This window comes from Pseudomonas silesiensis (assembly GCF_001661075.1).
Taxonomy (GTDB): Bacteria; Pseudomonadota; Gammaproteobacteria; order Pseudomonadales; family Pseudomonadaceae; genus Aquipseudomonas; species Aquipseudomonas silesiensis.
On sequence record NZ_CP014870.1, the window covers coordinates 5,391,261 to 5,413,067 of the forward strand.

10 protein-coding genes and 1 pseudogene are annotated in these 21,807 nt (G+C 57.5%); 2 read left to right on the plus strand and 9 right to left on the minus strand.

Annotated features, from left to right (window positions below; translation table 11 throughout):
* Nucleotides 1-67: 67 nt before the first annotated feature.
* The 5 genes from PMA3_RS23950 to PMA3_RS23970 form a co-directional block, all read right to left on the minus strand.
* A complete protein-coding gene (locus tag PMA3_RS23950) occupies nucleotides 68-1,576 on the minus strand; it encodes a glucosyltransferase domain-containing protein (RefSeq protein WP_064679512.1) in 1,509 nt (502 codons plus the stop codon).
* Between the two features lies 1 nt (nucleotide 1,577).
* On the minus strand, nucleotides 1,578-2,519 hold the full coding sequence (locus PMA3_RS23955; protein WP_064679513.1) for a glycosyltransferase family 2 protein: 942 nt from the start codon (nucleotides 2,517-2,519) through the stop codon (nucleotides 1,578-1,580).
* The gene (locus tag PMA3_RS23960) at nucleotides 2,516-2,890 is read right to left on the minus strand and encodes a GtrA family protein (RefSeq protein ID WP_064679514.1); all 375 of its coding nucleotides are present in this window, start codon (nucleotides 2,888-2,890) and stop codon (nucleotides 2,516-2,518) included. The genes PMA3_RS23955 and PMA3_RS23960 overlap by 4 nt, the downstream gene beginning before the upstream one ends.
* Before the next feature lie 208 nt (nucleotides 2,891-3,098).
* Complete coding sequence (locus tag PMA3_RS23965) at nucleotides 3,099-4,520, minus strand: amino acid permease (protein WP_064679515.1); 1,422 nt, start codon at nucleotides 4,518-4,520, stop codon at nucleotides 3,099-3,101.
* Nucleotides 4,521-4,975: 455 nt separating this feature from the next.
* Entirely contained in the window at nucleotides 4,976-8,869 is a 3,894-nt protein-coding gene (locus tag PMA3_RS23970) for an SET domain-containing protein (protein ID WP_064679516.1), read from the minus strand.
* A 370-nt stretch (nucleotides 8,870-9,239) separates the two neighbouring features.
* On the opposite strand from PMA3_RS23970, the gene PMA3_RS23975 reads away from it, so the two are divergent.
* A complete protein-coding gene (locus PMA3_RS23975; RefSeq protein WP_064679517.1) occupies nucleotides 9,240-12,377 on the plus strand; it encodes a transglycosylase domain-containing protein in 3,138 nt (1,045 codons plus the stop codon).
* Between the two features lie 157 nt (nucleotides 12,378-12,534).
* Nucleotides 12,535-17,670 carry an NEL-type E3 ubiquitin ligase domain-containing protein gene (locus tag PMA3_RS23980; RefSeq protein ID WP_064679518.1) on the plus strand — a complete coding sequence of 1,712 codons (5,136 nt, stop codon included), beginning with the start codon at nucleotides 12,535-12,537 and terminating at the stop codon, nucleotides 17,668-17,670.
* 194 nt (nucleotides 17,671-17,864) lie between these two features.
* On the opposite strand, the gene PMA3_RS23985 is transcribed toward PMA3_RS23980, so the two are convergent.
* From PMA3_RS23985 to PMA3_RS24000, 4 genes and pseudogenes are all read right to left on the minus strand, one after another.
* Nucleotides 17,865-18,359 (minus strand): CS1 type fimbrial major subunit, encoded by a 495-nt coding sequence (locus tag PMA3_RS23985; protein WP_064679519.1) that lies wholly within the window; start codon nucleotides 18,357-18,359, stop codon nucleotides 17,865-17,867.
* Between the two features lie 33 nt (nucleotides 18,360-18,392).
* Nucleotides 18,393-19,136 (minus strand): hypothetical protein, encoded by a 744-nt coding sequence (locus PMA3_RS23990; RefSeq protein ID WP_064679520.1) that lies wholly within the window; start codon nucleotides 19,134-19,136, stop codon nucleotides 18,393-18,395.
* Nucleotides 19,137-19,180: 44 nt separating this feature from the next.
* On the minus strand, nucleotides 19,181-20,401 hold the full coding sequence (locus tag PMA3_RS23995) for a hypothetical protein (protein ID WP_064679521.1): 1,221 nt from the start codon (nucleotides 20,399-20,401) through the stop codon (nucleotides 19,181-19,183).
* 4 nt (nucleotides 20,402-20,405) lie between these two features.
* Nucleotides 20,406-21,806 (minus strand): annotated as a pseudogene (locus PMA3_RS24000) (CS1-pili formation C-terminal domain-containing protein); the annotation flags it as partial.
* Nucleotide 21,807: the final 1 nt, after the last annotated feature.

A 21,807-nucleotide genomic window follows, 5' to 3' on the forward strand; every position in this document is an offset into this window, starting at 1 on the left:
TAACGGTCTACTGTCACAAATAACAGGTAACCCGCTAATCCCGACAAATGGTCCGGTGAGTGATCATTTACCAGTGAACTTTAATGGTCGGCACAGGCTCTTTCATGACGATAAAACCGTAGTCGCCCAGCAGATAAATCCGGTAGTACTGATTCTCCAGGAACGGTGGGTAACCCTGATACCCCACCCTGGTTGCGTTGCGTCGATCCCTCTCGGATACCACGTTGGTGATGCCCAGTTTCGGCAGGTTTTCCGCCAATACCAAAAAGTCGATGTTCAGCAGGTAGTGCAACACCGGCATCTGCTTGAACGAGCCTGCAGCGCCCACCAGCCAGCGATCGGAATAGGTCACCGACAGGTAGATGCGCTTGGCCTCGCGCAATTCCTTACGGGATGCAATGTCGTACGCCATGCTGGATGCCGCGCTGGCAGCGAAGACTTTTTGCACCGTCTGCACCCGACCGTAGGCATACGACAACGACAGCATCGCCAACAGGGGAATCACCAGCAGCAACGGCAGCCGCTCGTGGATGTGTGCCAGCGCCAGGTGGCTCAAATAGAACAACAGCAGCAACAGGACCGCGAAGCCCATCAGCGTCCTGGCCCCTTCATTGAAATCGCGGAAAAACAGCGCCATCCCCGACACCAGCAGAGTCAGCGCCGGCACTGTCAGCACACAGACCAGGCCGATCAGCAGATTCTTCCCCGGGCTGTCCTGACGCGCCGCGACCTTGAACCCCAGCCGAATCGCACCGGCCACGGCACACAGCAGCAACCCGGCGAACACCCAGGTCAATCCACCATGAAACAGCAGCACGACTTTCTCCAGCACCCGGCCGATGTTGATGTGCAGTTGCAGCAGCGGCTCCGCCGACCAGTTCAGCAAGGACGTACGATTGTATTGGATGAACGGATAAGCGCTGACGGCGTAAATCAGGCAGCCAAGGATCGCCTGCGCCAGTTTCCAGCCGAGCAGACCGCACCACTGCGGCCAGGCCAGTTTGTCATTGGCGCCTTTGAGTGCCTCCAGGCAACACAACCCGAGAAACACATTGAAACTCACTTGATACAGCCCTAGCGCCAGGGCAATCAGGAAGGACGGCACCAGCCACTGCACAATGCGCGAGGGGTGCCGAAAGGTGATCGCGTAGATCACCGCCACCAGGCTCAAGGTCATGGCGGGAGCGTCGTATTGATAGGACAGGTTTTGCAAAAAGAAGGGGTTGTACCAGAGCGGTAACACCACCAGGCAGCAGGCAAGCGTCGGCTGCGGGTAGTAATGAAATGTCAGGCGGGTCAGCGCCGCGGCCATGGCCAGCGTGGCAATCAACAGCGGCAATGGAAATATGTACGGCGCGCCGCTGCTGAACGTCAGCAGGTTGTAAAACAGTTCGGTAAACAATCGCCCCTGCTCCGCCCAGGCCATACCCGCCGAGAGCGAACGCCAGTTATCGTCGATATACGGATAGTCGGCGAGGATCAGCGGCAGGACATACACCAGGAGTGCGAGCAGAAAAAACAACCAGACCTGGCGACCTCCAAGTTCTTCGCTGACCAGTCGCTTGAACCGGCCCATGCTAAAGCCCGAGCCGGTTTTTGCCGCCGACGATGTCCTTGACCACATAGCGCGGCCGATGCTTGGCTTCGATGTAGATGCGGCCCACGTACTCGCCGAGGATGCCGATGCCGATCAGTTGTACGCCGCCGAGAAACAGAATCGCGGTCATCAACGATGGATAACCGGGGACGCTGTTTCCGAAGAAAATCTTATCCAGCACCATGTACACCGCGTAGAGCACCGCGAAGATCGAAATGCCGCCACCGATATAGGTCCACAAACGCAACGGCACCGTGCTGAAGGAAGTCACGCCTTCCAGCGCCAGGTTCCACAGTTTCCAACCATTGAACTTGCTGCGCCCCGCCACTCGCCCGGCCCGCTCATACTCCACGACCACCGTGGTGAACCCGGCCCACGACAGCACCCCCTTCATGAACAACTGATGTTCCGGCAGTGCGCGAATCACATCGACCACCTTGCGGTCCATGAGTCGGAAATCACCGACGTTTTCTTCGATCCGGGTGTAAGCGATCCGGTTGAGCACCTGGTAGAACAGCGCCGCGCTGAGGCGTTTCAGGATGCCGTCGGCGGTGCGATCGCGGCGCTTGGCGAGCACCACATCGGCGCCCTTCTGCCATTGTTCAATCAACCGCGGGACGACGCTGATCGGATCCTGCAGGTCAACATCCATCGGGATCACCGCATCGCCGCTGGCATATTCCAGGCCTGCGAACAGTGCCGGCTCCTTGCCGAAATTACGTGAGAAGTTGATCAGCAATACCTGCTCATCGGTTCGCGCCAGCGCCTTGATCTGCTCGGCCGTGTGGTCGGAACTGCCATCGTTGATGAACACGATCTCGAACTCGACCTGTTCCAGTTGCAACTCACGCCGCACCGCTTGATAAAACAGGTCGATCGCCTGTTCCTCATTGAATACCGGGACGATCAACGAGATTTTCATTGCTCACGCTCGCGAAACACCACGTATTTCGAAAACAGGAAACCCAGCACCAGGCTCAAGACCGAAAACAGGGCCACTGTCAGCAGGCCATGAAACCGCCACACGTCACCGGCATGGCCGATGGCCAGACTCAGGGCCCCCATGGCTCCCAAGAATAGAAGATAACCGCCGACCGACGCCCTGGTATCGAAGGTGTACAACGCGTTCATGTAGAAGGAAAACGAGGCGGCAACGCAGAAGGCTGCCAGGTTGCTCAGGGCCTGACTGAAGCCGGCGGCCTCACTCAGCAGGAAGAAAATCTGCCAGTGGATCAGCGTATTGGCGACCCCGACCACCGTGTAACTGGAAAATCCTTTCCATGAGAGCCTCATGGTGCCCCTCCGTTTCACGTCATAAAGCTTTGAGCCTGTCTACTGTCAGAAATCACAGGCCTGACGTTCTTTCGGACCAGCGGTTGCCGGGTCAATGATTGCAGCCTGCGTTTGCAGGGCTGCCGCAGGCTGCGACCTTTTGATCCTCCTTGAATGCAAAAAGCCCCGATCTCTCGATCGGGGCTTTTTGCATTTCATGCATTACGACTCAGGAAGCCGAACGCACCGCGCCTTGCGACACATTGGTCGGTTGCAGCTTGAACACGTAGAACAACACCGTCAGCAACACCAGGAACGCAGGTCCCACGTAGAGTGCCACGCGAGTATCCGGGAAGTACGCCATCAGCCCGACCACCAGCACCAGGAACGCCAGCGCCAGGTATGAGCTGACCGGGAACAGCCACATTTTGTATTTCAGGCCGGCACGTTCGCTGGCGCTCAGGCCTTGGCGGAACTTGAGCTGGGCCAGCAGGATCATCACCCAGGTCCAGATCGCGCCGAAGGTGGCAATCGCGGTGACCCAGACGAAGACCTTCTCCGGCACCAGGTAGTTGAGCAGCACACCCAGCAGCAAGGCACCGATCGACAGCAGCAGCGCACGGCGCGGCACGCCGTTGCTGGAGGTCGTGGCAAAACCGGCCGGGGCCTGGCCGTTCTGCGCCAGGCTGTAGAGCATGCGCCCGGTACTGAAGATGCCGCCGTTGCAGGACGACAGAGCGGCAGTGATCACCACGAAGTTGATGATGCCGGCGGCTGTCTTGATGCCCAGACGCTCGAAGGTCATCACGAACGGGCTGCCCTGAGTGCCGATTTCGTTCCACGGGTAGATCGACAGGATCACGAACAGCGCGCCGACGTAGAACAGCAGAATCCGCCAGAACACCGAGCCGATCGCGTTGGGAATGGTCTTCTGCGGGTTCTTCGCTTCACCGGCGGTCAGGCCGATCATCTCGACGCCGAGGTAGGCGAACATCACCATTTGCAGGGACATCAACACGCCTTGCACGCCGTTGGGCATGAAACCGCCATGGGCCCAGAGGTTGGAAATCCCCAGTGCCACGCCGTCGTTGCCGAAGCCGAACGCGATCACACCGATACCGCCGATCACCATCGCAACGATGGTGACGATCTTGATCAGGGCGAACCAGAACTCGAACTCACCGAAGGCTTTCACCGCGATCAGGTTGATCGAGCCCATGCTGATCAACGCCGCGAGCGCCCAGATCCAGCGCGGCACGTCGGGGAACCAGACGCCCATGTACACCGCCACCGCCGTGATTTCCGCGACGCAGGTCACCAGCCACAGGAACCAGTAGTTCCAGCCGGTGAGGAAGCCCGCCAAGGGGCCGAGGTAGTCTTGGGCATAACGGCTGAAGGAGCCGGCGACCGGGTTATGCACCGCCATCTCGCCGAGGGCGCGCATGATCACCAGGATCGCCAGACCGCCGATGATGTAGGACAGCATGATGGCCGGGCCGGCCATTTCGATGGCCTTGGCCGAACCGAGGAACAGGCCGACGCCAATACAGGCACCGAGCGCCATCAAGCGAATATGCCGTTCGCCGAGTTCGCGTTTAAGCGGGCCGCCCTGAGCGGTCTCGCCGTGGGGCAGGTGATTGCCGACTGGCATAGGGGTTCAACCTCGTCTTGTTATTGGATATGACCACCGAGCCTCCAAGCGCTGGCCGGTGAGCCATTGCTTGTTTGAAACCGGACCTGCTTCGTGAGCAGAACCGTCTTGCAGGGTCAAACCTGCAAGATCCGCGGGGCGTGCAGTATAAAAAGCTTCCGACAGGGGTTTTCACTCTATAAACCACAACATTCAGCGAGAACTCTCGGGAAAGCCGCGGTTTGCGGAGGGGCATTACCTGGTTTACGTAGGATTATTCGCCGAGGAAACGGGCGCGCAGTATTGCACGGTAATGGTGCATCGTCATGTTCACCCGGCTTGTAGACCGGGTGAACGATGCGCTGGGGAGAGGTACGAAACTTGTAATCGCGTTCACTGCACGTATGCCGCAACAGTGTTTACAGGCCTGTCAGGTCAACTGATATCAGCCGAGCCTTCAGAGAATGCCTGCGTCATCAGTCCCATTTATAAGTTGGACCATAATCAAGAAGTAACTCTTCGCCCTTTTGTATGTCTTGCCAGGCAACAAAGAAGGTCATGTATCGGCCCACATTGATCGTGGCCACGTTTTCATGTCCAAAAGGCTCGCCACGGGTATAATAGCTGTTAACCAGGCTCAGGACATTACCGCTACCATGGGCACTCAAGGTTCCATCATTGGAGAACGTGGAAAACGAGAAACTTTCGACAGCCTTGTAACCTTTGTTATTAAGTTCTTTAGTCAGCGTTGAATTGCCACGGTGCAACTTGCCAGAATACGGGCCCAGTACTTCGAAGCGACGGATATCACGATTGGCCACCACCGACAAACCTCTTTCCGGCCCGGCCTTGAGCTTTTCAACCTTCAGCAATTGATCGAACCGGAAAGCCAGATTGTCTTCGTTTCTGATCCAGTCGCGCACCTCCGCAACGATGGCGTCCGCCCATTCCAACCGTTCGATGGCAGGCTCGATATCATCAAGTAATCTATTCCAGTACGTCACCTCGATTTCGTTGATGTTTGCTGGCGGGCCACCCACGCCTTCCGGCCCTTCTGCCGACAAAGTGAGGCTGCGAGTGACATCGTTCGGATCCTGCAGAATCGGTAACCTGTTGTCGATTTGATGACCAAATTGAGGCGAATGTTCGCCCATGGTAGAACCGGACACCGTCGCGCGGTCATCGAGGCGGCGACGCTTATTATGCTCGGCCGCGTCGTCCTCTGCAGTGCGCTTGTCGCCAACACGCCTTCGTAAGGACTTGCGCGCCATTGGGGGCTTGGGTGACGTCGCATTCGCGCGATTTACCGATGCAGATTCGTCGAAATCCCCAAATATGAGTCGATCGGTCCCGGATGGAGTGAAACGCCCGTCTTCGTTGACGTAATGCGCCCATTCCAATGGATCAATCTTGCTAAACTCAAGGAAATTGTTCATCCCGATGCCAACGTCAGGGTCGTGATAAATATCCCACCATCTTTTCAGATGTTCATTGGTAACAGGCGTGAACTCATCGAGCCCGAGTACCAGTACATTATTGCCAGCCACTGTAAAATTCCCATTGGGCTTTACATAGCGCTCCCAGAGCAAAGGATTAAGGTTGTTTCGCTCAACGTAGTCCATCATCGCAATGTCGTTATCCGGCAATTGAGCCAGGGTGTACCAGTCCTGCAGATGTTCTTCGGTGATTCTGTTGAATCGCTTTCCTGCGAGCGCCTTTCCTGCCAGGTCGAGCGTGCCATCCTGCTTCACATGTTTCATGAACGACTCGGTGTCGAGCCGGTGGCGGTTGGCGAACCCTTCACGCGTCAACTCATGACGCTGTCGCGCGCTCAGCCGCTCCCACTCTGACAGATGTGCCGCGGTGACCTTGTTTCTTGATCCGTTGCCGCTGGCGAGGAAGTCGGCGCCTTCAGCGGTAATGGTTCCATCCGCCAATACATAACGCTCCAACGTTTTAAGGAAGAGCCCGCGCTCCTTGGCAAATGAGTTCAAGGTTATTTTTTGCCGGCTTTGAGCTGGCAAGCGGTTCCAATCCCGAACATCCGCTGTCTTGATGAGCCTGCGTTCGCTGGCGCCGCCTTTCAAGGACAGTGGCTGCCATTGATCAGGCCCGGCCCGCCACAGCCACAGAGGCGAATAGGCGTCATTGCCAGGATCAACGACATTGACATCCACTGTGTCGGCAGTGAGATTGAACGAGTCTCTGATCCGATAGACCGCTGTCGTGCCCGACTCATCGATATTGCGGATATAAAACCGTTGTCCGTCGAGGCTTCGATAAATGCCTTTTACGGGGCTCAATCCAGCAATCACTGACTCCTGAGTGGCATACCGGACATAGGTGATATTGCTGAACCCCTCGAATGTCGCAGATGAAGGGTCAAATGGATCCTCGCTCCGAGTCATCGATTCGCCGACAGGGTCTTTATCCCTCAGGGCATGAGGGGTGTCAGTGCCAGAGTTTTCCAACGCCGCTCCACTCACATGCTTGTCCAGCGTGTGGCGCCAGACGCCTCTGCTGCTTTCCTCAAGCACCGGCTGATAGACTGCCGCGTTGGTCGGGTGTGCGACTCTCCATTGACCCGTCAACGGATCAAGGCGCGTCTCAAAGAGATCGCCGTCAATCCTTACATAATGCCTGTCGGCAATCGGGTACTGCCCTCGGGAATTGGGTTCGATGCCCTCCAGAGACACTTCACTGCGGTAAGGGCAAAGGTCAGGTTTCCACAGGCGCTTCCCCCCGTTGGTGAGTTCTATCGGGATGAAATCCGGATGTACAAGGGCGAACACCGGAGCGGTCTCTGCACCAGCTCTAATGTTCTGCAACACATCAGTAATATGCTGCCAACCGGCTTCTTTATCACCCAGACTGAGGTCGTCAAGCCCCTCCACAACCTCATACATCAGCTGTACAGCCGCGACACCCAGCATCACCGCGCCCAAGGGCGGAACTGCAAAGGAGAGCAGATTAAGGGCTGTCAGGCCACTGTCCAACAGATCGGCGATCAACACCCGGCGCTCATTGGCATCCGCATCCTCTGTGGAAACTGCCTGGCTGCGGGCATCCCGTAACAGCCCGTCCCGGAACTCCTGGTAAAGCGTGCTCCAGATATCAAAATGCTGTTGCCAAGGCTCTCCCGACGGATCCAGTACTCTGAACTGCAGCAGAAAATCAGGCGCCTCCTTTTGACGACGCTCGATATAGTGAATGTGACGACGCGCCTCTTGCGCAGGGGTCGGAACTTGTTCGGTGAAACTGTAGAAATACTTCGCCCGGCCCTTATGTCGTACGAAACGGCTGAAGAACCGTTGATAGACAGTGGGGGCGCCCGGTGAGTCGCCCGCATTTTTTTGTACGAACTGGCTGATCAGGCGAGCTTTGAACTCGGCGACCGTTGCGTAATGTTTCACTGGGTGATCGGGATCATCGGGAATGTAGGCAATGAAATCGCCTTTGGATTGACCATCGACTGTTGGCCAAAGTTTATCCAGGGCGTTTTCTAGAATATTATCGTTATTCGGGTCGGCCATTTCGAAAACGATACAGCCGTGCAACGGCATCCTCATGAAACTCAACCCGCGACACCACACAGGTTTCCCGTCGACGCGTACTGTCTTGCTCCCGGAAATAATTTGCAGAATGGCGCGTTGGTGCTTCAGTTCAATATCGCCTTTGCGCAGAGCGATATACGTTGACGCTTTCAAAGCGGCTTTTTGACAGCTGACGAACACTTCGCGTAGTTTGTCTTGTGCGGCCGCATCATCCCATTTCAAACTATTCTTTATGTGTGCCTGATACTGCTTGCCGATGTCCAGTTCCCGGCACAACTTGGCGAAACGCTCAACATCGAGCGCAATCTTCGATGAAACGGAGTCAACCCTATAGGCGTAGGTTTCAGAATCCAAAAAGCGTTCCGATCTACCGAAGTTGTGAAGGGCCGCCTCCAAAAGACTGAGATATCGGGACTTCCTTGCTAAAAACCCCTGCGACTCAGTGAGTCTGACGCGCGTACCATTGACATCAAGCTCCATCCCAAACACGTCACTGATTTTTTTCTTCAGCAGCGGTTCGGCAAATTCAACAAGCTCCGTCATTCCCGCCATCGCTTCGCTCAGTGCCGTATGCGCAGTCACACTCGCCTCGACAAGTCGCCTTGCTTCGGCGCGCTGCTCTTGCGAAGCGATCCTCAACCAATCGGGCAAAGCGGGGGTAAAACTTTTCAACGTGGCGTGATTATGCTTCGACATATTCAACAGTGCCGGAGGCGTTGCCGCCTTGATGATTTCCAGATATTGATCACCCCTCGCGTTGAGGGTGTCGACGGACGCCGGACCGGCATTTTTTATTGAAGTGGACTGATCAGCCATAACATCATCCTTGATGTAAAAAAAGTAATTCGAGTAAATACCCTCCTTGCCGAGACAGACAGTCCTGGATGATTACCAAATATTATTCATCCGTTTTTTGACTGATGATTGACGCCAGCAGCATCCCCGTTGGACTTGAATATTGATTGTTTGCCAAACAGAATGTCGAACGAAGGCTATCCAGTCGTTGTCGAGCCGGCAACGCCTCCCTCGTGACCTCCACGTTTCGATCCCGACGCCGGCCCCCGCCTTTTTCCCCCACGCGCCGGATCGAAAAAAATCGACAACGCTCACAATTTTTTCACCAACGCCAACCACCGTCTAAGCTTCAATCAAGTCAGATCAATCTGCGGGAATGGATCAGTCGACTATGGGTGTTTTATGGCAAACCGATTCGAGTAAAACTGTGGTTCCGACTGAACGAGTGGATGAAGCGCCTTTACCTGAAAAACCTGGTCGTTCCCGGCACGGCTGGGGGGCATTTTGGTTGTTGCTGCTAATTATCGCGATTGTCGTGGGGTTGGCTGCCGCCAAGGAAATGCGCACCTCGAAATTTCAATCCCGGGAAGTCAGCAAATTTGCCGCGTCCCTGACATACGGCATGCAACCCGGCCCCAGCAACGCCATTCACTACCCTGGCGCAGGCCCGTTCGACCTGCGTCTGGGCTACAGCTCGCTGGATGAGTTCCTGCCACGGCTGCTCAAGCGCGACTACGTGATTGCCTCGCAGACCCGCTTTTCCGATGCGCTGATGAACTACAGCGACAAAGGCTTTTTCGTGCCCTATCCAGAGAAGATTCAAGCTGGATTGTCGATCACCGATTGCCGTGCGGCGCCGCTTTACCAGTACAACTACCCGCAACAACTGTACTCAAGCTTTGAGGCGATCCCGCCAGTGGTGGTGAACAGCCTGCTATTCATTGAAAACCGTTTCCTGCTCGACCCCCGTCAGCCCCAGGCCAACCCCGCGGTGGATTGGCCTCGGTTCGGCATGGCGGCCTGGTCCCAGGTCGCTAAATTGCTGCACCTGCCGGGCCAGTCGGCGGGGGGCAGTACCCTGGCGACGCAACTTGAGAAATACCGGCACTCGCCCGATGGCTTGACCGTTTCGGGCGCGGAAAAAATTCGCCAGATGATTTCCGCCAGCGTGCGCGCCTATCAGGACGGACCGGATACCCTCGTGGCCCGGCAGAAAGTGGTTCGCGATTACCTCAACAGCGTGCCCCTGTCGGCCGTACCGGGTCACGGTGAAGTGCATGGCATGGCCGAAGGTTTGCGCGTCTGGTACGGCGCCGACTTCAATGAGGCCAACGAGCGGCTGAACAGCGCCGCGACAGACCCGAAAAGCATGGCGGAAAAAGGTCTGGCCCTGCGTGAAATGCTGTCACTGATGATTGCCCAGCGCCGCCCTTCCCATTATCTGACCAAGGGCCATGATGAATTGGCCAGCCTTACCGACAGCCACCTTCGCCTGCTGGCCCAGAATGGCGTGATCGATGCGCCCCTCGCGAAAGCGGCATTGGCCAGCCAGGTGACCTACCGCGACTGGCTGACCCAACCCACTATCCAGCCGATCGAAACCAACAAGGGCATCAGTGTGGCGCGCAGTCGTCTGGCCGGATTGCTCAATCGTCCGCTGTACGATCTCGACCGCCTCGATCTGTCGGCGACCAGTACCTTGCAAGGCGAGCTGCAAACCCAGGCCACCGAGTACCTCAAGCGCCTGGCCGACCCGGAGTTCGCGGCACAGACCGGCTTGATCGGCGAACGCCTGCTGACCCCCACCAGCACCACGCAGGTGCGCTACAGCTTCACCCTGTTCGAGCTGACACCGGACGGTTCGCGGGTGCGGGTGCAGACCGACAGCACCGACCAGCCGTTCGACATCAACGAAGGCAGCAAGCTGGAACTGGGCTCCACGGCAAAAATGCGCGTGCTCACCACTTATCTGCAGATCATTGCCGAACTGCACGATAAATACGCCACGATGAGCGTCCCGGAATTGAAGAAAGTCGATGTCCCGGACCAGGATCGCCTGAGTCGCTGGGCGGTCGATTACCTGATCCAGAATAAAGACCGCAATCTGTCGGCCATGCTCGGCGCCGCGCTCGACCGCAAATACTCCGCAAGCCCCGGGGAAGCTTTTTTCACCGGTGGCGGGCTGCACACCTTCGTCAACTTCCGCAAGGAGGACAACGGCCGCCTTCCGACGCTGCGCGATGCCCTGCGTGAGTCGATCAACCTGCCGTTCATTCGGCTGATGCGTGACGTGGTGCGCTACACCACTTATTCAGGTCCCAACAACAGTGCCGAACTGCTCAAGGACGATCACGACCCGCGACGACAGGAATACCTGGCCTCGTTCGCTGACCGAGAGGGCTCCTCGTTCCTGCTGAAATTCTGGAAGAAGTACAAGAACAAGGACACTCGCGCGCGGCTCGAGACGTTTCTTGACGGCATGCGCCCGACCCCGATTCGCATGGCCGCCGTGCATCGTTATCTATTCCCACAGGCCGACCAGGCAAGCTTCAACAGCTTCGTGCGCTCGCACCTCAAAGGCGCCAAGCTCACCGAAAAACTCACCGACGAACGTCTTGAGCGGCTGTACCTGAGTTACGGGCCCGGCGCCTATGACCTGCCGGACCAGGGCTTCATTGCCAAGGTGCACCCGCTGGATTTGTGGCTGATCGGCTACCTGTTGAATCATCCCGACGCCAAGTTCAGCCAGGTCGTCAAAGCCAGCCAGTTCGAACGCCAGGAAGTCTACAGCTGGCTGTTCAAAAGCCGGCACAAGGGTGCCCGCGACAGTCGCATCCGCACCATGCTGGAAATCGAAGCGTTCCTCGACATTCACCAGCGCTGGCAGAAAGTCGGCTACCCCTTCGATCACCTGGTGCCGTCACTGGCCACCGCCATCGGCAGCTCGGGCGATCGCCCGGCGGCGTTGGCCGAACTGATTGGCACCATTCTCAACGACGGGGTACGGATGCCGACACTGCGCATCGACAGCCTGCACTTCGCGGCGAACACCCCGTATGAAACCAAGCTGATCAGTAATCCGGACGCCGGCAAACGGGTGATGCCGTCCGAGGTGGCCACGGCCATGCGCGAAGCCTTGTCGCAGGTGGTGGACGCCGGCACGGCCAAACGTGTCTCCGGCAGTTTCATCACGCCCGATGGCAAACCGTTGGCCATGGGCGGCAAGACCGGCACCGGCGACAACCGCATCGAAGCCATCGGTTCCGGCGGGCGGATTCTCAGCTCGAAATCGATCAACCGCACCGCGACCTTCGTGTTCTTCATCGGCGATACACACTTCGGCACCATGACCGCGTTCGTGCCCGGGCGCACGGCCGAAGCGTTCAAGTTCACTTCGGCGTTGCCGGTGCAGGTGCTCAAGGGCATGGCGCCGATTCTGACGCCATATCTGCAACCGGGCAGCGCTTCAAATTGCCGCCCGGTGGAGGGTTCGTCCCTGGCGGCGGCCGGTGCGAAACCGCAACCCTGAGTTTTTCTTGCCGAAGGCGGTAATTAATTATTTTTCAGATTCGAATATTCAAAGGTTTACCCGCAAAAGACGCCGATTGAGCGCAGTTATTCAGACTTTTTTTTTGAGCGTCGTCCGATAGGCTGGTCATCCTTAAAACCAATCAAGGATGATTGTCATGACCGACACCACCACGCCTGCCCAAAACACCGATAAAGGCCGGCACTACGCGTTCATCAAGAACACCACCAGCGACCACTTCAAAACCGCTACCCTCGGCAGGGGGCTGGCTCTGGCGGCCACCCCACTGGCAATGCCGTCGTGGTACACCACAGCGCCCGCCTCCCACCATGACAAGCTCAAAGCCGCCAACCTCAAGGCGTGGGCCTCGCAAAACCAGGTCGACAAACTGTTCGGGAATCTGCAGGACGTCCATTCGTTCGCGGCGCCCCTGCTCCAGGCGAAACTCAAGGAACGCTACGGGATCGAGCATGACGTCAGCACGACCTACCTGCGCCTGTACCTGCCCGCGAAATTGCCTTGGTATGCGATTGATGTCACGGGCGGCGCCACCCTCCGGACCGTCTCCCTGCTGGAGGCGGCACTGCACAACTTCGCCAAGTCCGAAACGGTCCTTGCCGACTCGCAATACATCACCAAACCCGACGATCTCGGGCACTTCGATGTCATTGCGATCAAAGACAAAATGACCATCAGCCAGTTCCAGGCGCTGTGCCGTGAGCTGGACATCGGCGCGTTGTACAAGAAACATCTCGAAAGCTTTCTGCTTCCCGGCGAACCCGTAGCCGAAGCCGTCATCAAACTCAGGGTCACCGAAAGCCAGAAAGACGCCCTCATCGTCGCCGCGCAATTGGCGTTGACCCTCGAGGATATCCAGTACGACGCCTACAAGCTGATGCTGAGCCTTGCCCAGGATGAAGCACCTGAGCTGCTGCTCAATGGCAGAAAAATGCTGTGCTGCGACCTGTCGTTGATGGAGACCCGTCTGACCGGCATTCTCCTGCTGACTCCTGCCGTGAAGGACAGCCGAGGGATTCAGCGCCTTATTGCCTACGTGCCCCATGACCCGGATCACCCGCTCAAGGAATACGACTCCACCAAAGCGTTCATGGATGAATTGTCGCGTCAGCTGCGCGAAGACAAGGTCGGCGCCTCATCGAAGCAGCGTTATCGACAATTTTTCAGTCAATTCGTCGATCAGCAGCAACGCGGGCATTTTTTCGCCGATCTCGATCAACGCCTGGTGACGGTCAGGTGGCATGAGCAAGAGGATACGACGGATCAACGCCCCACCTGGCGCGAAGACCCTGTGTCCAGCCCGCACCTGCAGTTCCAGGCCCTGCCGGTGTCACGGGATTACTGGACACATGCCTACCGGCAAAAGCTCAACAAGATTCTTAACGACGCACGGGAAATCGCCGTGTCCACCGCCGACACGGACAGCAAGGCGCGTTGGGCCTGGTGGGACAACTTCAAGAAAATCGTCTCGGACATCTTCAATGTCGCGCTGTTGGTTGCCACACCGTTCGTGCCGGGGTTGGGCGAGCTGATGATGGCCTACACCGTTTACCAGATGACCACTGACGTCATCGAAGGCATCGTCGATCTGGCCGAAGGCCTTGGCCTTGAAGCCGCCGAACATGTGATCGGTGTGGTCACGGACGTGATTCAACTGGCGGCGTTTGGTGCGGGCGCTGAAATAGGCAACGCTTTCAAGCTGAAACTGTCACCGCTGGTCGACGGCATGAAACCGGTCAAGTTGCCTGACGGCAAACAAACCCTGTGGCACCCGGATCTCGCCCCTTACGAACAAAAAAACCTCACCCTGACGCCCGATTCGAAACCCAACGAACACGGCCTGCATCAACACGCCAATCAGCACATCCTGCCACTGGACGACAAACTCTACTTCGTCGACAAGGCGTCGCCAGAGCCGACCATCACGACTCACCGTGTCAAACATCCCACTCGCTCCAATGCCTATTCGCCCGAAGTCGAACATAACGGTCACGGCGCCTGGGTACACGAGGCGGAAAATCCGGGTGACTGGGAAGGCGAAACATTGATGCGTCGCCTTGGTCACAGTGTCGATCGCTTTACGCCCACGGAACGGGAGCAGATCCGCATCAGCAGCGGCACCGACGACAATGCGCTGCGCCGTATGCATGTCGAGAACGCTGCGCCTCCCCCCATGCTGACCGACACCATCAAGCGCTTCAGTGCTTATGACGACGTCGGGATCGCGAGTGCCAATATTCGCAAAGGGCAGCCCATCGATGCCTCCTCCAATTGGTATGAAACGATACTGACGGCGTTGCCAGGCTGGCCTTCCGAGCGGGCACTGGAGGTGTTTGAAAGCGCTGACCTGACAGGGATGTCGCACAGGTATGGCAACGCCGATGCAACCCCTGCCAATACATTGAGCATCAGTGTCGCCGAGCTCACCTCAGGCAAACTGCCTGAACGTGTGCTGGGCTTTTTGAATGAAAGCGAGATCAACGCCTTGCTGGCCGACGCTCCGGACGCCGAACGTACCCAGGCATTGCGAGATCGATTGGCCGACGCCGTCGACGCCCGTAAAGGCGAGATATCAAAACGCATGTATCAGGCCAAGGAAAGGTCTGGCAAGGCGCAGGTCCGCCTGCTGCGGCAACCCTTCCCGGACATGCCGCTCACCCTCGCTGAAACTGTTCTGGCTAATGCCAAGGCCGATGAGCAAAAGATAATGGCCGATGAAGATCGCCTGCCGCTGCGCTTGAAAACCCAGGCCCGCGAATTCAATTTCGAAGCCTCGACCGCCCGCGCTTACGACGGTTTCTATCACGACAAGCTCGTGACCCCGGATACCGAACGGCTTGCACTCAACACCCTCAAATTCAACACCGACACGTTCAGCGACCTGCGCATCGAAGTGCGTGACGACACCTATGACGGCACATTGCGTTGCAGCGCAGGCCCGGATGACGCCGCAACGGTTCGCCGACTGATCAGGAATGAACAGGGCCAATACGAGGTGCTCGACAGGGACAATAAGCAACTGCACAAAGCCGACGACTTCTACGAATCGATCCTGCGCGCCCTGCCTGAAGACAAACGCGCGGCATTGGGTTACCAACGCGGTCAGGGTCATCCGTTCAAAGTCTGGATCATGGAGAAATCCGCGGCACCTGCCGAACGCCGCACGGCGCTGGCAGAACCGCCTATTCGTGCCGTGGCGGACATTGAAACCGTTAAACTGCTGCGTGGGCCGTCGAGCTCCAAAAACGCGGCAACGCCGCAAGAAAGAGTCATGAATCTGTATACCGACTTTAGCGAACAGCAAGCGCAAGCCTTCGTCGAGGCCTTACGGGCCAAGGGCGATCCTGATCAGGCAATTGACAGGCTTAGGGATGAACTCCAGGCATTGCGCGAAACGTTACGCGACTGGAGTTATAACTATCATCCCAGCCTGGAGACCGTGGATGCACTCAACTCCAACAGTGATTGGCATGACTTCAAGTTCAACGGCGGCAGCTTCATTCAAGAACGATTGATTGATTGCTTCGAACGCAAAGGCCAGGCATTCGGTGAAAGCAGCATCCATCCGGAAAACGGCTACACGCTGGACTTGTCGTCCGACCTGATGGGCCCCCAGCTCGATCGTTGGTGGGCAGACCTGAAAAAACAGCCAAAAATCAAAAAATACCTCGACCAGGTCACCGTGCTGAATCTGGACAACGCGCGTTTTTCCACCGACGCCGGGGGCCTGCTGAGCGACTTCTCCAATGTTCGTCACTTGAGCGCCCGGTACAGCGATCTGAACGCCCTGCCGCCCGCTATCGGCAAGATGCATCTTCTCGAAACCTTGCGTTTGTCCAACAACAGAATCCGGTTGACGCCCGACTCCGCCAGACAACTGGGAGGCCTGACCCGCCTTGAAACGTTGAGACTGGATGGCAATCCCTTGATGCAGCCGTTGGATGTCGGCCGCATGCCTGGATTGCGAGTGTTGAGCCTGAGGACAACGGGGCTTGATACCTGGCCGGAACGCCTGTTCATGGACGGCGTATTCAGAAAGTCCCGCCCACGCGGTTTTTCTCTCGACCTGCGGGGCAGCCCGATCACCACCGTCCCTGACGTAGTGCCTGGCTCGGACCATGCGCTCATCGTGGCACGTGCGCGCCTCGACGCGACGAAGCTTTCCGATCTCGACCGACTTCGCTTGGGAACGTACCGCGAGTCCGTGGGCCTGGCCGCTCAACAGGTTTATGAGCCGGCGGCGACCGATGAAATCAAGCACTGGAGAATGTTACCTGACGACACGGCACCTTACAGTGCCTCGACGGGAGTCGGCACCTACAGGGATGAATCGTGGCACGACCTGGCGTCCGAGCCTGGCGCTGCTGATTTTTTCAGAGTCATCAGAAAGCAAAGAGAAAGCCAGGATTATCAGTACAGTGACTCACGCCAACAACTGACGAAACGGGTCTGGGAAATGGTCGATGCCGCCGCTCTGGACGCCGACCTGCGCGTAGAACTGTTCCAGCTGGCCAGCCAACCCGATACCTGCGGTGACGCCGGGTCGCAACTGTTCAACAGCATGGGACTGAAAGTACTGGTATCGAAGGCGCGCACAGAGTCGACGTCGGCTCTGGAACTGGAAAACCGACTGGTCAAATTGGCCAAAAGCACTGCTCGCCTGGAAAAGGTTGGAGACATTGCCAGAGAGGAGATTCTCGCTCAGCGCGACATGAGTCAACGTGTTCCGCCCATACCGGATTACCACGCACCCGATGAAGTGGAAGTTCACCTGGCGTACGAAACGGGGCTGGCCAAGCGACTGGATTTACCTTGGCAGTCTGACGGCATGTTGTATCAGGGTACCTCGCGGGTGACCCCGAGCATGATTGACGCGGCCTATAAGAAAATCATCGCCGATGAAGCAGGCGACGGACTGGTCAACTCAATGATTAACTCCTTCGAAAATCCGTTTTGGGAACGCCATTTAAAAAGTACTCATCCTGGCGAAATCGAGGCTGATGAACGCTCTTTCGCGTCAAAACACCTTGATCTGGAGTCTTTGCGCGAGGCCCAAAACGATTTGGCGAACGAAACGGACCCGATGCAATTGGCCTCACGCCAGAAAACGCTGGAGGACTTGGCCAATAAGATGAATATTGCTCACACCGACGTCTTTACCGGGGAAGAAATGAGCAACGACTTCTATGATCCGCTGATCTTTGAGTTGGAAAAGGAGCGAAACCAGGTAGCCAGAAAACTGACCCGCGAAGCAATGGCCAGAGCCGGGCTCTGACCTAGACTGCCTCAGCGTGAGGTCAGCCAGCCCCTGCAAGGGCTGGCTGACCGGCAACACGACCATCCCGCTTTCTGCCTGATGCGTTCACACTTGCGCATCCCAAATCACGGTGATGTCGCCTTTGTAAGGTCTGTCTTTGGCGTTTTTTATCAACCAGTCTAGAGTGAACAACGCTGGGGGCGCAGGAACCATCATGCGTCCGGCGCTGTTGCGTTGAAGAACAGGAACACGTTGCCGTGGTAATCCCCGGCTCGGTAACCACCGAGCGGCTTGACCGGATCGATTTGAAGCGGCACGCGCTTGCCCGTCGCCGCCTCTTCCCGGGAGAGCACTTGTTGGGCCGAGGTCTGCAACTCCACACCATTGAAGCTGACCCGCAACTGGATCTCTTCCCCAGGCCGGCCATTGGTCAAGTAAGGCATGGCGTCCAGACGCGCTTCAATGGCGCTGCTCTCATGCCGTACATCGAAGTTTTTTTGCACACTGCCCATAGTTGCAGTGGGGTAATCCCATTCCAGCCGCTGAGGGCGGTGAATCCAGTCCGGCTCCGCCGGGATGACGTAAAACGGGCGGCTGGGGATGGTCAGGGACACCTCGAAGGTGTGCTCTTCCCGGGCTGCCCACGCCACAGCGCCGGTCAGGCCGGTGGCAGCCAGCAGCGCGACGGCGGTGCATTGCTTGATCATGTTGGTTACCCGATGCGTCAATGGAAAACAGACCTAACGGCTGGCGGTCTTCAGGACTTTTTTATCGGTGCCCTCGATCAGGAAGAAGCGATACTCGCGGCCCTTCTCCTTGTCGAAGGCGAATGTCTTGCCCGCCAGCACATGGTGTTTGGTGGTCGCGCCACAATCGGTTTCTTTGGTCAGCGAGCAGCTTTTGAACTCGTCGACGATCACCACCGTGTTGCCGTTGTTGCGTAGCTCGTAGCGATTGTCGGTGTCATTGATGACTGTGGCGAAACGTGCGTCTTTGGGCCGCACGAAGAAAATCGTGCCGAAGCCGGTCATCACGTTGACCCCTGCTGTCAGTGACTTTTTGTACTCTTCACGCTCTTCGCCGCTGACCACAAAATCGTCTTCCTGTTCGGGCACGACCGGGACGAAACGCACGCGAAAATAACGTTCGCGATCACGCTCGCCCATGTACAACAGGCGGGTGCCCTGCATGCCCTGGGCCGGTACGATCAGACGTGCCGGGCTGGCCATCAAGCCGTTGCGCGAGGCACCGTCGGCGGCGTTTTCGACGGGAATTTCCTGCGGTGTACCATCGGTACCGTAGACAATTTCCAGCACGTTGACCTTGACGAAAGCGGTGCTGTCGCCGCTGTTGAACACCCGCTTGAGGTAGGTGCTTTTATCGGCATCCAGATAGTCGTATACGGTGCCGACATTGATCTGTGGACCGGCCTGCGCCGTCAGGCACAACACGCTGAGCACGCCCAGCAGAAAACCACGGTTCATCGTCTTCAACTCCCTGAGTATTGGAAATGGCTTGTGCGCAGCGATCATGCTTCCGAGTCCCAAATAATGGTGATGTTGCCGCTCAGCCTGTCGGCCATGCCGGGACGAAGGAGAAAATCGATAGAAAACGGGGTCATCTCGAAAAGCAGCGATCCGGCCTTGCGGTCAACATACAATCCTGGCTGGAAAGGTCCGGCCCAGTTGTTGTAGCGCAATGGAAGTCTAGTGACGTTGCCGTCGGGGCCGCCGGGGCCGGAGATACCCGCAGGTAAGGTAAGGAAGACTTCGACCCCCGTGGTATTACCCTTCGGGCTGCCCAGCTTGCATTCCGTACCACCCGTTGAATTGCACAGCATCAGCACCTTGAAGCGTGACGACGCAGAGAGGTAGAACGGTTGTTCGCGGTAGATCCTCGTAGGCTTTCGCCCGCCTTCGATCCAGCGCGTCCATCCGCCTTCGGGTTCCAGCGCCACTTTGTTACCACCCGGCGGCAGATCGACCTTCAAGGTGTGCTGCACATCCAGGACAAAGTCGAGGGTCAGGTTGGCGTCATCCGGTGTCATCAGCGGCCCCAGATCGAAATCGCCGAGAGATCCAAGGGTGTAGGGCATAGAGCCGGTATAAAGGCCAGAAGACATGCCCAACGGGTTGGGCGTACGCAGCTCATAGGCGAAATCGAGGGTCTCGAAATACATCGACGGAATGGGGTAAGCCGTTCGCTTGACACAAGATTCCTCTGCCGGTGTTTTCCAGAAAAACCGGTAGCGTTCAGGGCCGTATGCCCCGACGCCGCTGTACTGGCAGGGTGCGGGCGCATAGACCCAACTGCTGCTGGTCCATAACTTACGATGGCCCTCAATGACGTCGCTGATCCCCACCAGCTCGTGAGCCGGATGACTCAGAACATAATTCGAACCGATGCCGGTGATGCGCACTTCAACGGTTTCCGTTTCCTGCGTTTCAGCATTGGTCACCGTCAGTCGCCGCCAGTTGGCGGGAACCTTGATCGGGATCACTTCACCTTGATAGAGCGCGCGCGTGGAACTGAAACGAACAGGCAGTTGAATACTGAACATATTGTGTTGCTCGCATTCGCCCGGATAGGTCGCGCAATAACCACTGTTCGGCGTTTTGTTGATAAACACGTTTTTGCTCGGCTGCGCCGGATCCGGCTGAAAAGTCGCGCGGATTTCCCGATTCACCGCCTCAACGTCAGGCACGATCAGCGCAAGGAACAACCCCAGGGAACACATAGACTTTTTCATAGGGTCAGCCCGCCGTCCGTTCAATATTCATCACATCCGCCAGGGTGTCCGGCGTGCAGCGCAGATCCCCGATCATCAACACGTTGTTTTCACTGCGATGTCGGCTGGCATCGAGACGGAACTGGCACAGCAACTGATTGCCCTGGCGCACTTCCAGCGTCGGTGAGCCGGCATTCATTTCCATTGAAAAGAAACCATCGACTTCCGTCACCCCGCGACTGGCGTGGTTGATCACGTGATGGCCCTTGAGCGGCTGCCCTTTGGCATCGACCAGCCGGCCGAGCACGGTCAGGGTTTTCATCACGCGGACCTTGCGGTACTCCACCCCGCCCTTGTTCAGGTGATAGCGGGTACGCGCCGGTTCGATGGTCGCCGCCGGAACGTGGTTACCCTCGAAGTCGAAACTCACCGAACTGTTCTGATACGCGGTGATCGGGATGAAGTTGCGTCCGGGCTTCAACGCCGCACCGCCGCCGCTGTAGTCGTCTGCGCGCAGGATGATGTCATCGATGTCCGACTCCACATCGACAATCAGTCCCGCGCCGCGCATCTCATGCTGACTGGTCAGCATCATTTTCTGTGCGCCGATGGCCAGCGTGCTGTCCAGGTTCAGGCCACCGGTGTAGTTGCCGTTGTAGGACGAACGCTGGACAAAAGCATCGCCATTGATTTGATCGGTGCGAAAATTCGCCAGGCTGGACATGCCGACACCGTAGGTGTCGGTCAGCGCGGTCACCGATACGTTTTGCAGTACATGGTCTTTGAGATCCTTGCGCCAACCGATCGAGCCATTGTTGTCGCGGCTGCCATCGCGGGCCGTGCGCGAACCGATGCTGCCGGTGATCTGCTGGCCGGGCGCGCCCACTGCCAGGTTGACGCTCAGGTCCACCCCACGATTGCGCGCACTGCCACTGCTGTAGCTGCCCGGCCGGTCGAACACCGACAGTCGCCAGTTGCCATCGCTGCCAAACAGCGTGGTGCGCTGGTTCCAGCCCAGGTCCAGGCCGACGCCTTCGACATTGCCCTCGCTGTGTGAAACCCGGGCGTTGATCGAGCTTTTGCTGTTCAGCCGATGGTTGAGCGCCAGGGATGAGTTGCTGGTCTTGCCGACGAACACATTTCGCTGGCGTATCCGCGTGCCGTCCGGCAGGGTTTCATAGAGGTCCGTGGTGTCCAGCCAGCTGCGGTTGTGGCTGACCACCAGGCTACCGGATCCATAGTTGAAGAGGCTTTGCAGATCCACGCCGGTGCCATGATCCTGCGTCTGGTACACGTTGGCGAACAGGCTGATGTGATTGGCCAGGGTCCAGTCGATGGAGCTGCCGTATTGCAGTTTTTCGCGAATCTGCCGCGCCGACAGCCCGAGAATCACCCGAGGGTGCATCAGGTAATTGACTGCGGCGCCT

Bases quoted from the DNA above. Each gene is read 5' to 3' on its own strand.
- PMA3_RS23965 (WP_064679515.1), bottom strand. From the start codon at position 4,520: ATGCCAGTCGGCAATCACCTGCCCCACGGCGAGACCGCTCAGGGCGGC.
- PMA3_RS23970 (WP_064679516.1), bottom strand. From the start codon at position 8,869: ATGGCTGATCAGTCCACTTCAATAAAAAATGCCGGTCCGGCGTCCGTC.
- PMA3_RS23990 (WP_064679520.1), bottom strand. From the start codon at position 19,136: ATGAACCGTGGTTTTCTGCTGGGCGTGCTCAGCGTGTTGTGCCTGACG.
- PMA3_RS23955 (WP_064679513.1), bottom strand. From the start codon at position 2,519: ATGAAAATCTCGTTGATCGTCCCGGTATTCAATGAGGAACAGGCGATC.
- PMA3_RS23950 (WP_064679512.1), bottom strand. From the start codon at position 1,576: ATGGGCCGGTTCAAGCGACTGGTCAGCGAAGAACTTGGAGGTCGCCAG.
- PMA3_RS23975 (WP_064679517.1), top strand. From the start codon at position 9,240: ATGGGTGTTTTATGGCAAACCGATTCGAGTAAAACTGTGGTTCCGACT.
- PMA3_RS23985 (WP_064679519.1), bottom strand. From the start codon at position 18,359: ATGATCAAGCAATGCACCGCCGTCGCGCTGCTGGCTGCCACCGGCCTG.
- PMA3_RS23960 (WP_064679514.1), bottom strand. From the start codon at position 2,890: ATGAGGCTCTCATGGAAAGGATTTTCCAGTTACACGGTGGTCGGGGTC.
- PMA3_RS23980 (WP_064679518.1), top strand. From the start codon at position 12,535: ATGACCGACACCACCACGCCTGCCCAAAACACCGATAAAGGCCGGCAC.
- PMA3_RS23995 (WP_064679521.1), bottom strand. From the start codon at position 20,401: ATGAAAAAGTCTATGTGTTCCCTGGGGTTGTTCCTTGCGCTGATCGTG.